The following is a 14,674-nucleotide window of genomic DNA, read 5'->3' on the forward strand; positions in this document are numbered from 1 at the left end:
ACGGCATATCATTCGCCGGCTGAAACGTGCTGATTCTCACCGCTTGTCAGTGGCTGAGAGCACTAGTCGCATTTACATCTTGACTTAAACTATCTCCTTAGTGAAATTCTCTATATTGTTCACAGCCATAATGTTATGGGCTGCGATTACCCTCTGTGCATACGCCCAGACACCCGCACAGGGACTGGTGTTCGATGCACAAACCAAAGAACCTCTTCCCGGTGTAACCCTGAGCTGGTCGGGTGGAAAAACTGGTGCTATTACCGACGTAAACGGTCGTTTTTCGTTAGCAGGCGCTCCGTCTCAACTAACGATTTCCGCCGTTGGTTACAGAACCCAGAACGCAACGATTCAGGCTGATCAGCCGCTACGTATCGCGCTCGAACCGGCAGTTGAAGATCTGCAAACGGTGGTCGTTACGGGCAATCGCGAAGCCGCGCTACGTACCGAAACGCCCATTGCGATCTCCAAACTGTCGCCGAAACTCATCAACGAAACAAAGCCGACGAGTATTTACGAGGTCATCAACAAAACGCCGGGTGTGCTGATGGTCAACCTGAACAACGAGCAGCATATGATGGCGATACGTCAGCCGATGACCACCAACGCTTATTTTCTTTATTTAGAAGACGGTGTTCCGGTTCGGCCGATGGGTGTTTTCAACCATAACGCCCTGCTCGAAATGAACCAGTTTACGGTCAGTTCCATCGAAGTGGTGAAAGGGCCGGTTTCGTCGATTTACGGACCGGAAGCCGTGGGCGGGGCCGTCAATTTTATTACGCAACGACCGACGGCAGTTCCGACAGCGCGGGTCGGGATTCAGTTCGATCAGTGGGGTTATCAGCGATTGCAGGTGGGAGCCGGTGCGCGACAGGGAAAGTTTGGTATCTACGTCGGCGGTTTTGTGTCGCGCCAGCGCGATTCGTGGATGGCGGCTTCCGATTACACCAAATCTTCATACTACGCCCGACTCGAATACGCCGTTACGTCCCGCACCCGCCTGACGAGTACGCTGTCGTACAATAATTACGATTCGCAAACCAGCGGCAGTGTCGATAGTGCAGCTTTTTTCTCCCGACAGTACGTTAGCACGACAGATTTTACGTACCGAAAAACATTCTCGCTACGTAGTCGGCTGACGCTGGAACACGACTGGAAAAATGGTTCGCAATCGTTTATAACGGCTTTTATACGTAACAATAGCGTTGGCCAGAATCCGACGTATTCGATACGCTGGACGAGTGGCGCATCGACGGCGAGCGGGCAGATTAACAGCAACGATTTTAAAAGCTACGGATTCATTGCTCAGCACACGCAACGGTTTGGTTTTCTGAACAGTAAGCTCATCGCCGGTGCTACGCTTGATCTGTCGCCGAACACGTATTACGCGTACCAGACCGAATTGGCGGCCGAACTACGTCCCGATAAAAAATCGGTGCTGAAATACACGCAGCTACGTGAGCGGCCCGATTTGCAGTTGGCTAATTATCAGGCCGGTATTCACAATACGGCCGCTTATTTGCAATACGATTTTGAGCCTTTGTCCAAACTTCGATTATCGGCCGGTTTGCGCTACGACCGGATGGCGTTTGATTACACAAATGCGCTGGATAAGAGTTCGGGGGGGAAAGCGTATAGCCAGATGACGCCTAAAATTGGCGCTACGTATGATTTGGGCAACGGAAAGGGATTATACGCCAACTACGCCAAAGGATTTTCGCCCCCCGCACTCACCTCTATTTTCCTGAAACGGACTACCCCAACGGCCACCGGCGATCTGTTCTACTACAACCTGCAACCGGCCAAATTCGACAATCTGGAAATAGGCGGCTGGGCATCGCTGCTGAACAACAAAGTGTACATTGACGGGGCTCTATATCAGATGAATGGCACTAATGAGCTGCTCAACATTCGCCTGCCCGACAACTCCTTCGATTATCAGTCGGCGGGGCGAACGCTGCACCGGGGAGTTGAATTGGGCGTTACGTATCGACCGTCGAAACAGGTATTTTTTCGATTTGGCGGCACCCACGCAGTGCATCGATTTGTGGAATTTACCCTCAGCCAGCGGGCGTCCGATGTTGTGCAGAACGTAAACGGGAACGATATGCCGTCGGCCCCGAGAACGCTCTGGAACACCGAAATCAGTTATTACCCGAGCTGGTTCAAAAACTTCCGCACGTCCGTTGAGTGGCAGCACGTATCAAGTTGGTTTCAGAACCAGACCAATACGGTCAGCTACGGCGGGTATGATTTCGCAAATGTCCGGATGGGGTATCAGTGGAGAGGCATTGAGGTATTTACCAACGTACTGAACGTAACAAACGCCCTCTTTGCCACAAACGCGACACGTGGCAACAACGCCACCGATCGGACAACCTACACCCCGGCGGCACCGTGCACGTTTGTGTTCGGCATTCAATACGAGTTCTCAGGCAAATAATCTCATTCAATACTACCGGGTGGTTCTATTAAAACATCATAATCATGATATACACCTTATTACTTCCACTATTAATCTGGCTTACGAACATCCAGCCGTCTGCTGAAACGCCAATTTCTAACTCAAACAACACGGGTGCCGTGCCGCGTTTGACGACGGATGCAGCCGGAAATCCACTGCTGAGTTGGGTCGAGACAGACAGCGAAAAAGGAGGCTCGTTTTACTACGCCGTATCGACCGATGACGGACAAACGTTTGGCGAAAAAATCCGGGTGAAAGCCCCCTCGAATCTGTCGGCTCATGCCGAAGGAATGCCCAAAATTGCAGTGAAGGCCGATGGTACGTTGCTGGCTGTTTTTGAAGTACCTCGCCCCACGGAAGCCTCACGGTTTGCCGGTGACCTGCTCTACACAATGTCTACCGACGAGGGCAAAACCTGGATGGAACCTAAACCCATTCATCAGGACGCTACACCCGGAAAAAGCCATTCGTTTAGCGATGTGATACGTTTGCCCAACGGCGAAATCGGGGCAGTCTGGCTCGACGAAAAATTACCGAATCGGGAAGGGCGACCTGTTGTGTTTGCGCAGACGAGCAAGGGAAAAGGTTTTGGTGCTGCCGTACAAGTCGATGATAACGCCTGTCAGTGCTGCCGGACCAACCTCTTTATTGATTCCCAAAAACGGATTCACATTACGTACCGCGATTTGCTACCATCCGGAAAAGCAGGTGTAGTGGCTTCGCGCGACATCAGTACGTCCGTATCGACCAATGGCGGACAAACATTCAGTAAACCGAATGTAGTATTTGCGGATAATTGGCAGGTAAATGCCTGTCCCCACGCCGGGCCTTCCGTTGCTACGTTGAATAATAACGTAGTAATGACCTGGTTTTCAGGAAAGGAAGGCGCTGCTGGCATTCGACTGGCTCAACCTGGTGTAACAAAACTTGTTGATGGCGTGATGACCAATCGGGCGAAACATCCGCAGATCGTAACTGTTGCTGGGCGGTTGATCTGGCTTTGGGATGAGTCGGTTTCGAAAGATGGTTCTGGCGAAATGGGGTCGTTTGTGCAACGTATCGGCATGCGTGTGCTGGACGGAAAGACGATCAGCCCGACAAAATACGTTACGTCAGAAAGCGTTAATGCTACGTATCCGACTATTGTTGCGACGAAAAAAGGGTTTCTGATGGCCTACGAACAGGCCCCGGAAAATCAGAAACCAGTTATTGTGGTACGTCGGATCGAGACCTTTTAGTAATTTAACAGACATTTTGGAGCCGAGTCGGCTCGTGAAATGCGTTCTTCTGGTTTGGTGATGAATTGATGGTTGGAACTCATGAAGTTGAAAATTACGATACTCGTTACGTCGGTTACGATATTGGTAATGGCGGTTTTCTTTGCAGCCAATCAGAAAGCGCTCCTTTTCAACGTACCACCTCATTTTCCGGCTCCTGTCTATCCATTTGAAAAAAACCCGCTGACCGAAGCCGGAATCGAACTGGGCCGAACCCTGTTTTACGACGCCCTCCTTTCGAAAGACAATACCATCAGCTGCGGCAGTTGCCACCAGCAGGCATCGGGCTTTACCCAGTCTGGTCAGGCGCTGAGTCGCGGCATCAACGCTTTACCAACCAAACGTAACGCCATGCCGTTGGTCAATCTGGCCTGGTCGAGTCATTTTGGGTGGGATGGCAGCGTACACGATCTGGATCAATTCCCGATGGTACCCATTCAGAATGAGGCCGAAATGAATGAGTCGATGCCGAATATTCTGGAGAAGCTCCGCAAAAAGCGTCCGTATCCAGTGCTATTTACCAAGGCGTTTGGTAGCCCTGACATCACCAATGATCGGTTTTTGAAAGCGCTGTCGCAGTTTATGCTCACGATGGTGTCGGCCAATTCGCGCTACGATCGGGCGGTACGCCACGAAGGCGCTACGTTCACCCCGTCGGAGCGGGCGGGCTGGATTCTGGTAGAACGAAAGTGCAGCGGCTGCCATCCAGAGCCATTATTTACCGACTTTTCGTTTCGAAATACGGGCCTTCCTAAAACGCAGAACGACGATCAGGGCCAGTACGGTATTACGTTAAATAACGACGATCGGTACAAGTTTAAAGTACCGACGTTGCGCAACGTAGCCGTAACGGCACCTTACATGCACGACGGTCGATTTGCTACGCTGGAGGAAGTCGTGGCGCATTATACGGGAGTCGAGCACGGCGAAACGCTGGATTATCTGCTGAAAAAAGACCGTGAAACGGGTATCCTCGGCATTTCGCTCACGCCTAAAGAACAGACCGACATCGTCGCTTTTTTGCGTACCCTAACCGACGATTCGTTTCTGCAGGACTGCCGATTTGCGGAAAAAGAAGGCTTGGATCGCAGAGAGAAGTTATAAAGTTGCGGAGCTATTGAGTTACGACAGTCCTGTCGGTGAACCGGAACAACAGATTGGCCCAACTCCGTACTTTATAACCCTACAACTTTACCACTTTATAACTCCTCCGTTTATCTTTGATGTTTGGCACGTAACGATTCTTGCCGATCAATCGCTATCAGCTTCACTATGCGCATTTTACTTGTTGAGGATGAATGGGAAGTGGCTTCGCTGATAAAAAGTGGGCTGGAAGAATACGATTTCACTGTCGACATTGCCGGAAACGCAATGGAAGCTCATCAGCAACTCGCCCAGCACGAGTACGATACGGCTATTCTGGACGTAAATCTGCCGATCATCAGCGGCTTCGATCTGTGCCGGATGATACGTACCAAATACGAATCATTATCCATTCTGATGCTGACGGCGTTTGGCAGCACCGATAATAAACTGGAAGGTTTCGACGCGGGAGCCGATGATTATCTGGTAAAACCCTTCGAGTTTCGGGAACTGGTAGCCCGGCTGCGGGCGCTCAACCGACGGAATGGACACGTAGTAACTGAAGCGCCCATCTTAAAAATTGCCGACCTCGAATTAAACCAGCAAAGTAAAGCCGTAAAGCGTGGTAATCAGAAAATTCTGCTGACAGCGCGCGAACTTGCTCTGCTTGAGTTTTTCATGAAAAACCAGAACCGGGCGCTAACACGTAGCGAAATCATGGAGCAGGTCTGGGATCTTAATTTCGACACTGGAACCAACGTAGTGGATGTATATGTGAATTACCTGCGCCGAAAAATTGATAAAGATTTTCCGCTCAAACTTATTCATACCATCAGCGGCATTGGCTACATCATGCAGGCTTCTGAACAGTAGCTATGAGAATACGTACACGCCTGTCGTTCACGTTTGTAGGGGTCGTGGCGGCCATTTTACTGCTGTTTTCGCTGGTGGTCTTCGCTACGGCCGAATACTTCCGTCAGCGGGATTTTTACCTTCGGCTAAGCGACAAAGCGAAAACCATCGCCCGGCTTTATCTGGACGAGGAAGAAATCGACACGCGCCTGCTGCGCATTATTGAGCGAAACAACCTCACTGCCTTGCCCAAAGAGCAAATCAATATCTATGATCAGCAGGGTAAAATGGTGTATTCAACGCAATCCAGCTCTATTGTCGGGACCGACATTATAAAGCGGATTCGCCAAAAGAGAGAGATTTTCCTGCGGCAGAATCAGGCTGAGATTGTGGGGTTTATCTATACACATAACGAGCAGGAATACGTACTGGTGGCCTCGGCCTACGACCAGTATGGCATTGAAGAGATAGGCCATTTAAGTACCATTTTGGTGGGCGGATTGGTGTTCAGCCTGGCACTGGTAGGCATGGTGGGCTGGGCGTATGCCGGTCGGTCGCTACGTCCGATTTCGAATGTAATTCGCGAAGTTGACCTGATTACGGCGTCGAATTTAAATCAGCGTCTAACGGCCGGAAATGACCACGATGAGATTGCCCAACTGGCCCGTACGTTCAACCTCATGCTCGACCGGGTGCAGGAAGCTTTTGAGGTACAGCGAAATTTTGTGGCGAATGCCTCGCACGAATTACGTACTCCGCTCACAATCATCACGGGCCAGATTGAAGTAACCCTTCTAAAACGACGTACCGTAGAAGAACACGAGGCCAAATGGAGAGCTGCCCTGGACGTTATCCAGCGAATGAACAAGCTCACCAACAACCTGCTCAATCTAACCCAGGTAAGCCTGGAAGCTACTCCATTGAAATTCAGCGAGGTGGCAATTGACGAAGTAATTTACCAGGCCGCCCAGATGCTGATGAGTCACCAGAACGAATACAAGGTAATTTTTGCTTTCGAGGGCGAAATGGAAAAAGTTCATTCGTCGTTGAACGTAGCAGGCAACAAATCACTGCTGTATTCGGCCTTTTTTAACCTGATGGAAAATGGCTGCAAATTTTCGCCCAACAAGCAGGTGAACGTAACGCTCGGCGCTTCTGCGAAGTGGATTACCGTAGCGTTCCGCGACGAAGGCATCGGGATTGCCGAAGGCGATATTAAAAGTATTTACGAGCCATTTTTCCGGGCGCAAAACGTAAAACGTATTCAGGGGCATGGCGTGGGACTACCGCTAACGTATCGTATCGTCCAGCTACACCACGGACAGATCAGTGTGGACTCTGCGCTCGACAAGGGGACTACGTTTACCGTACGACTGCCCAAGTCGTTCTAATCGATTTCTAATCAACTTCTAATTACCTTCTCATTGCCTTCTAACGAGCGCTTAATTAACGACGTGCTTGCGTTTCAGAACTTTGTTGCCTAGTAGACGCAACCTGTGTCACACTCAACTGTTCTGAACTATGAATATCGATAAGAACAAATACGGCAAAAGCAGTAGGTACGTAAACTGGCTGACAATCTGGGGTTTTGTTTTTGGTTGTATCGCCTTCAACCTGTATTTCGATAATCGCCAGAATAAACTAGCCTACCGAACGCAGTATAAGCTGGAAAGCCAGCGCGCTGACTCACTCTATAAAGAAACGATTCGACTGGAACAGCGCCTGCAGAAACTGAAAACCAACGCAGCCGACAAGCTCTCGACACGCCAGTCGTCTGCGAATCAGCAACTTCCAACATCTCAGGATTTATAGGTATTAAGCCCTGCTGCAAACTCGGGTTAAAACCTGTGAGGCTGTGAGGTTGGACTGATACGGTTGCAGCAGGCACAAATAGATGTATGAAGTAGGATGCATGTTATATAAATATTTAACTGACAGCATATTACACATATTCTACATCATACATAAACCAATTACTCAACGAATACAACGAACTATTGACATGAACACAAAAATGAACGTTTCTCAACCGATTGATATAAACAGTCGCATGGGTGATTTCCGGGGCGGGGCTATCTCGTTTCTGGTAGCAGTGCCTTTGTGCCTGGGTATCGCGCTGGCTTCCGGTGCACCGCTCTTTGCGGGTATTATTGCCGGTATCGTCGGCGGTCTGGTAGTTGGTCTGGTTAGCCGATCTGCGCTGAGTATTTCAGGTCCAGAAGCCGGACTTATTGTTGTTACGTTGAGTGCGATTCAGGCGCTGGGTTCGTTTCCAGCTTTTCTGCTGGCTACCTGTATTGCCGGGCTCATTCAGATTGGATTAGGCTTTGCGCGGGCGGGCATGATCAGTAATTTCTTCCCGTCGTCGGTAATAAAAGGGATGCTGGCTGGTATTGGTGTCATGCTCATTATAAAGCAGTTACCACACCTGGTTGGCTATGATGCCGACGCAGCCGAAGGGCTAGCCCTTTTCCAACCCGATGGCTTTAACCTCGGCGAACAACTACGTATGGCGATGGGCCAGTTTAGCCTGATTGCCGTAGTGATTACGGTGGTATCGCTGACCATATTTTTTATCTGGGAACAACCTTCGTTTAAGCAGAAGGCCATCGTGAAGAACGTACCAGCGGCATTGGTTGTCGTCGTTTTAGGCATCTGCATCAACGAACTGGTGAAACTGTTACTACCCGAACGCGCCCTCTCTGGAAATCACCTGGTGCAGTTGCCCGTTCCTGAGAACGTAGCGGCTTTCTTCCAGCTATTTACCTTTCCCGATTTTTCGCAGTGGAACAACCCGCTTGTCTACACATCGGCGGTGTCTATTGCCCTGGTTGCCAGTCTTGAAGCGTTGCTGGCGATTGAGGCCTCGGATGAACTTGACCCGTTAAAACGGAAAACACCGGCCAATCACGAGTTGAAAGCGCAGGGCGTCGGTAATTTCATAAGTGGTATGATCGGCGGTATTCCGCTGACATCGGTAATTGTGCGTAGTTCGGTGAGTATCAACGCCGGGGCACGTACCAAACTGGCCGCACTGATTCACGGTACGTTGCTGCTGGTATGCGTCATTACGTTGCCGACGCTGCTGAACAAAATGCCGTGGGCAAGTCTGGCGTCTATTCTGCTGGTGACGGGTTATAGACTGGCCCGCATCGACGTGTTCAAAACGACGTTTGCCGAAGGTCCGGCCCGGTTTATTCCGTTCGTTGTAACGGTAATCGCCGTTGTGATGACCGACCTGCTAACGGGCATCGGTATCGGCATGGTAACGGGCGTGTTCTTCATCCTGCGCGATCACTACCTCAACACACACCGCGTTCGTACGGAATGGGATAGTGACATTAAGCGCATTCACGTGAGTCTGGGCGACCACGTATCGTTCCTGAGTAAGGCTAAGCTGATGAAACTGCTGAAGAGCGTGCCCGACAATTCGATTCTGGAAATCGACGGAAGTAACTCCTCCTATATTGATAGCGACGTAGTACTGGCCATTCAGAACTTCGGCATTTCGGCCAAGCAACGTAACATCGAACTTATTTTTCTGCCCGGCCCCGCTACTGATCAGGCACCGATTTATACCTCGAAAGAGTTATTTAATACGTATCGGCATAAAACCGCAAAAGTTGGTTTACGGGGGATACGTACTACGTCGGTAGAAGGGTAAAACGCTAGGTTAGAAACTAGCTAATGATTGAATAAGTCATTAACGTGAATCCGGAATTAGTCGTGGCCGCGTAGTGCATGGTAACCAGTTCGTCTAAAGTTTAACAAAACATCGTGGTTTACTCAACTCACTGAAAAACTAAATCTAATTCCGGATCACGTTAATCCCGCCATTCTGAAATGAAATTTCAGAATGGCGGGATTAGTTTTTAGTCGCGCAGCTTTAAATTTTCACCTGCAACGTCACATAAACGCTACGTCCGTCGGAAGGAAGAATACCGGGACCGGGATAGCCGGTGGCTCGGCGGGTGAAATAAGCGCGGTTGGCCAGATTGTTCAGGCTACCTTCGAGCCGAAACCGACTGAACTGATACGACAGACTGGCGTCCATGATGGCGTAGGCCGGAATCAGGCCAATGACTGCTGAAACACCCCCATCCCGAGCATTGGTTGCATCCGAAAACTGATCGGAGAGATAGGTGTACTGGAAAGATGCTTTCAAGTTTTTGTATCCTAAGCGTAACCCGCTTTTCAGGTTCACATTCGGCACAAATTCCACCTGGTTACCCACCACACCCGCCACTTCGCTGGCATTATATTTCGAACGTATCAGCGCTACGTTGGCAAACACGACCCCACTCAGGTTCGGATTTTGCGGATTGGCTATCCGTAGAAAATCACCTTCGGCGTAAGATTCAAGGCCCATAATGATGGCCTGCCCGATGTTGCCCCGGCGACGTAGCACGCGGTCGTTCTGATCGTAAAACTGCACCTCACCGATGCGGTTGTTGTAATTGAGATAAAACGCGCTGACATCGAAATTGTACAGCGTAGTTTGCGTGCTACGTATGCCCAAATCCAGCGAATAGCCTTTTTCATCCTGCAAATTCGGGTCGATCACCATCGACGGGTTGGCAATGCGCATGTCGCTGAACGTAATGGAGCGGTAATTCTGCGACAGATTTCCGTAAATATCCAACGTAGCAGCCGGTTTGTAACTAATTCCCAGACCCGCCAGCACAAACTGTCGATTGTTGGTACGTTGTTCATTGGTACGTACCGAACTGAGAATATTTCCGGCCAGATCGCGGGTGATGGTACCGTAAAAACCGTCGGCCGTGGTATGAATGTACTCGTACCGAAGGCCCGGCGTAATCGACAGCTTATCACCGACGTAGAGAATGTTTTCCGCAAACAGTGCTACGTTCCGATTCGGAAACTGGTAGTCGGATTGAATAGCCTGCTCATTGTCGATAAAGGTAAAATCGGCGTCTTTACCCGTGCTTCCCAACCCCTGAATACTATGATTGTAGCCGTGGTAATAGCGCCCGCCCACTAACAAAATTGCCTGCTTTTTCGCTACGTAATACCGCTTTAGATAACGCGCTTCGGTACCCCAGTTCTGAAAATCGCCCTTGATCAAATCGCGCTCGCTGTTATCATCCACACTGGCCACGCGGTTGGGTCGGAACCCGAGCGAATATCGGTACGCGTATAAACCAAACAGTCTCAGATTGAACTCGTTAGTGGCGTTGAATTTATGATCGAAGTGAAGCGCGGGCATGGTCCAATTTACCTTAAACCAGTTCCGTTCGCGATTACTCTGGCGTGGGTCAGCGCGAAACATTTCGTCGGTAAGGCCGCCCGGCTGCTGGGCCAGATAGCTCATCTGCGTTATATCGAAGCCGAGCGTTGTTTTCTCCGAAAAATGATAATCAATGTCGGCAAAGGCAGTGTAGTTGGTAAAGTTGGAGTTGGGTCGCCAGCCACCACCTTTTTTGTACTGAAAATAAGTGTAATAGCTCAACTTACCCACGGTTCCGCTGGCGCTGGTGAACGCGTTATAAAATCCGAATGAGCCAATTGTTTGCCGGGCGGTCAACTCAAATTTTCGGTCAGTAACGGGCTTTTTCATCACGAAATTGAGCAATCCGCCAAATTGCGTGCCGTATTGCAGCGAAGCGGCCCCACGCACAATCTGAATCCGCCCCACGGCTTCGATGGGTGGGGTATAGTAGCTTTCGGGATAACCCAACGCGTCGGCACTAATGTCGTAGCCATTCTGCCGCACGTTGAAATTCGAGCTTCGATTTGGGTCGAGACCACGCCCGCCAATGCTTAATTGAAGTCCTGCGCCTTCGTTTTCCCAAATGTTCAGGCCAGCCACCCTGGCGTAAATCTGGCGGGCGTTATTCGTCGATAAATTAGCGACAAGTTGCTCTGGGATAATTACTTCGGATTTCTTACCCTCATAAATTCCCATGTTTTCAACGCCCCGCATCCGGGTAAAACCGAAGTCGGATTGACGATCTGTAACGGTCACTTCCGACAGCGTTTCCAGGCGGCCTGCCAGCCAAATCGTTACGTCCTCATTTTGTCCGTTGATGTTCGCGTTCTGTTTTGAAGCTTTAAAATCAGGGCTAGCGGTTTGCAATACGTAGTGGCCATTGGGCAGGTTATCGAAAACGAATTCCCCCAAACTATCCGTTTGAACACTACGTCGGCCATTGTTCAAGTAGACCGTGCAGCCTTTTACGGCTACGCTATCCTGCCGGGCCCGTATCGTTCCTGAAAGCTGGTGTTGCGCAAATGAACGGCGGTTGATCCCACAGAAAATCAGCAGCAACGTAAAAAAATTAAAAACCGTAAATCGTATCATTGAGTGGAGTTATCCATGCTTTTGGCTGGAACGATTCCTGTTCGTTAGCCAGATTTGTATTCGGATCGACAAGTGGTTTTCCCATTCTACCATTCAGCGCTACGTAGGAATCGACATATACCTGCGGTCGCTGAAAACCATGTCGGGCGTAGTGATCGCGCAGAAAATGAGCGTATTGCAGAAGCATATCCGGCTGGGTCGACATCATTTTTTCCTGCAAAGTTGTCAGGAAATCATTGTTGTTGACAATTACCCGATTACCGGCGTTATCCTTGACCGTAAACTGCGCGTATCCCGCTTTCTCCATGAGCATCACCCGCCATGAGAACCGATAGCCCTGTTCCGTCCAGAAAAGCTCGCCCGGATAAAGCAGGTAACGTAGCGGAATCAGCAACTGAGCCACAAAGAAAATACCCAGAAAGCTTAGAATAAACTTTGTTGCTATTGGACTGTACTGATACGTTCGCCGTGGTAGCAGGAACGTACCCGAAACAGATAGCAACCGACTTAGTTGCCGAATGATCGTCTGGTGAAAATGAGCCGAAAAAAAGATGAGCGCCGTTACGATCATAATGTACGGAAACATACCAATCGGGAACAGAATGGCCGTCAATCCGTGAAAAACAACCACCGTTACGTATGCCCAGGGGCGCGTCGGACGATACCAGAGTAGAAACGGGATGGTCAGATCGTATACACAGCCAAACCAGCTAAATGCGTAGGCTATCCAGCGATAATTAAACAGGAAACCCACCCCCGGAAGGTCGTTATGGGCTGGTAACCAGATACGTAGCGGCAGCGCTTGCAGCAGCCAATCGCTGTTGAGTTTGGCGAGTCCTGCAAAGACGTAGAGCAACGTAACAAACAAACGTAACGAATCGAGGCACCAGGCCGGAATCTGGTCGGCAATCAGGCTGCGTCGGCGATAGGCGTCTACGGAAAAATAAGCGTGAGCAGGTAGAAAAATGAGCAGCAGACAAACCAGACTCGTGAAATAATAATGATTCAGGTACGTGCTTTTGTCGATGAGTTCGATGTAGGTGAAGCTCAGAAAAAGACTCACCGCAGCCAGCCGATAGAAAAGTCCAATCGCCACTAGCAGAGCCGATATTCCGCAAATGGCGAAGAGAACGTAGGTATATTGTCCCAGCGGTTTGACGAATTCGAAACCGTAGAACGAAAAAAAATAGTGCGGCCTGATATACAGCTCCTCAATCCAGCCTTTGCTCCAGAACCGTAACGTACTACCCAGCAGCATCAGCCCGAACAGGATTCTGAAAACGGCTAGCGGAGCGGCTGAAGTGGTCTTACTGAAATAAGCCTGCATGAACGAACGTCGTTAGGTAGGCCCCGACAGGCTCCGGCTGTCGGTTGTGTTGTAGCTATTGTGATAGCCGCTATCGCGACTCCGACAGCCGGAGCCTGTCGGGGCCTACCTACGGCCCTACCTTTAATCCCCGTCGTTATCGGTGTAGGTAATCGTAATGCTCATGGCGGTGGTCATATCGACTTTGAGCATCCGAATAATTTTCTGCATCTGCGTGTAGGTCTGAACCATCGCTGTGTTGTTGGCCTTGACTTCATCATACAGATTGGGTTTCAGCGTGTTGAGTTGCTGCGTGATTGCGTCGAATTGCTTGCTGATCGTTTCGGTAAGCGACGTACCAGTGCTCGTGTCTTTGGCACCCAACGAATTCAGATACGTTTTCAAACCCGGACCCTCCTGCCCGGTTTTCACGTTTTTCCCGTTGAAAAAGTCTACTGAAGCCTGGTGCGCGGCCTTGGCCAGAGCGAGCGAAAGATCTTTTTTGTAGTAACCTTCCACTTTATCAGGTGCTGCCGTACCGTTGGTCATGGCCCCCGACGGAATACCGAATTTTCCCGACCGGATGTACCGTTCGTAATTCAGTACGTAGCCATTGACCAGTTTCGACGTCGAACAGCCCGCGTTGAGAGCCGTGCAGTTGATGAACGTATCGCGGTAGCCATTAGCCGTCCACGCTACGTTGACCGTGTTGAAAACTGCATTCATCTGGGTTGCCAGACGGGTGATGTAAGCAATACGTTTGGCGGCATCAGATGCGGTTGTGTACTTGGCCAGAATCGCGTCGTCGGTCGAGCCGAGGCCGTTGAGCAGGTAATCCAAAGCCGGAAAACCTTGTTTGGGATAGGAAGCTGGTACGTCGAACGTGCCCGTGCCGGCCGCTACGTACGATTCGATACCTGCTACGTCGGCCGGATAAATATTGAAGAAGTTACGTAGTGTATACTGCTCGGCCGGGCCAACGTCGAAGAGTTCAACTTTTTGCCATTCTACGTAAGCATCGGCCCAGGCCTGGCGAAACTCGGCGAGTGTGGTTTTATCAGGTTTGGCGGTAAAAGCCTGTGATTTTGTCAGCATCGCATCGAACTTGGTTTTGAAGTTGGCGTAGCTGGGCAAAATGATATTGTCGGCAATGTTGGTGAGCATGGCCTTCCGGTCCGACGTTGCTTGGTCGGTTGGGGTCGTCGGGTTAGTTGGTGTCGGCGTATCGGTGCCGCCACTGCCACCACAGGCCCATAACGTGCCTACAACCGCACACATAAACCCGATTTTTTTCCACCTGAGCTGATTCATGATATAAATGCGTTTGCCGTTTTCGGTCATCTGCTGTGAATGCATCAGCAACAGATGAC

The 14,674-nt window shown here is 50.2% G+C and carries 10 protein-coding genes; 7 read left to right on the top strand and 3 right to left on the bottom strand.

Going from position 1 to position 14,674, the window contains the following annotated elements; genetic code table 11:
• The first annotated feature begins 130 nt into the window (after nt 1–130).
• From ACYVF1_RS19220 to ACYVF1_RS19250, 7 genes are all read left to right on the top strand, one after another.
• The gene (locus ACYVF1_RS19220) at nt 131–2,443 is read left to right on the top strand and encodes a TonB-dependent receptor (RefSeq protein ID WP_461082304.1); all 2,313 of its coding nucleotides are present in this window, start codon (nt 131–133) and stop codon (nt 2,441–2,443) included.
• A gap of 44 nt (nt 2,444–2,487) precedes the next feature.
• A complete protein-coding gene (locus ACYVF1_RS19225) occupies nt 2,488–3,702 on the top strand; it encodes an exo-alpha-sialidase (protein WP_461081793.1) in 1,215 nt (404 codons plus the stop codon).
• An 81-nt stretch (nt 3,703–3,783) separates the two neighbouring features.
• Complete coding sequence (locus ACYVF1_RS19230) at nt 3,784–4,845, top strand: cytochrome-c peroxidase (protein ID WP_461081795.1); 1,062 nt, start codon at nt 3,784–3,786, stop codon at nt 4,843–4,845.
• A 168-nt stretch (nt 4,846–5,013) separates the two neighbouring features.
• Complete coding sequence (locus tag ACYVF1_RS19235) at nt 5,014–5,697, top strand: response regulator transcription factor (RefSeq protein ID WP_461081797.1); 684 nt, start codon at nt 5,014–5,016, stop codon at nt 5,695–5,697.
• Between the two features lie 2 nt (nt 5,698–5,699).
• Complete coding sequence (locus ACYVF1_RS19240; RefSeq protein WP_461081799.1) at nt 5,700–7,067, top strand: HAMP domain-containing sensor histidine kinase; 1,368 nt, start codon at nt 5,700–5,702, stop codon at nt 7,065–7,067.
• Between the two features lie 130 nt (nt 7,068–7,197).
• On the top strand, nt 7,198–7,488 hold the full coding sequence (locus ACYVF1_RS19245) for a hypothetical protein (protein WP_461081801.1): 291 nt from the start codon (nt 7,198–7,200) through the stop codon (nt 7,486–7,488).
• Nucleotides 7,489–7,690: 202 nt separating this feature from the next.
• Nucleotides 7,691–9,340, top strand: coding sequence for a SulP family inorganic anion transporter (locus ACYVF1_RS19250; RefSeq protein WP_461081803.1), 1,650 nt, complete (start codon nt 7,691–7,693; stop codon nt 9,338–9,340).
• A 222-nt stretch (nt 9,341–9,562) separates the two neighbouring features.
• On the opposite strand, the gene ACYVF1_RS19255 is transcribed toward ACYVF1_RS19250, so the two are convergent.
• From ACYVF1_RS19255 to ACYVF1_RS19265, 3 genes are all read right to left on the bottom strand, one after another.
• Nucleotides 9,563–11,998, bottom strand: coding sequence for a TonB-dependent receptor domain-containing protein (locus ACYVF1_RS19255; RefSeq protein WP_461081805.1), 2,436 nt, complete (start codon nt 11,996–11,998; stop codon nt 9,563–9,565).
• On the bottom strand, nt 11,976–13,325 hold the full coding sequence (locus tag ACYVF1_RS19260) for an HTTM domain-containing protein (RefSeq protein WP_461081807.1): 1,350 nt from the start codon (nt 13,323–13,325) through the stop codon (nt 11,976–11,978). Before ACYVF1_RS19260 ends, ACYVF1_RS19255 begins: the two co-directional genes overlap by 23 nt.
• Nucleotides 13,326–13,448: 123 nt before the next feature.
• A complete protein-coding gene (locus ACYVF1_RS19265) occupies nt 13,449–14,660 on the bottom strand; it encodes an imelysin family protein (protein WP_461081809.1) in 1,212 nt (403 codons plus the stop codon).
• Nucleotides 14,661–14,674: the final 14 nt, after the last annotated feature.

The sequence above is a fragment of the Spirosoma flavus genome, from assembly GCF_054778555.1.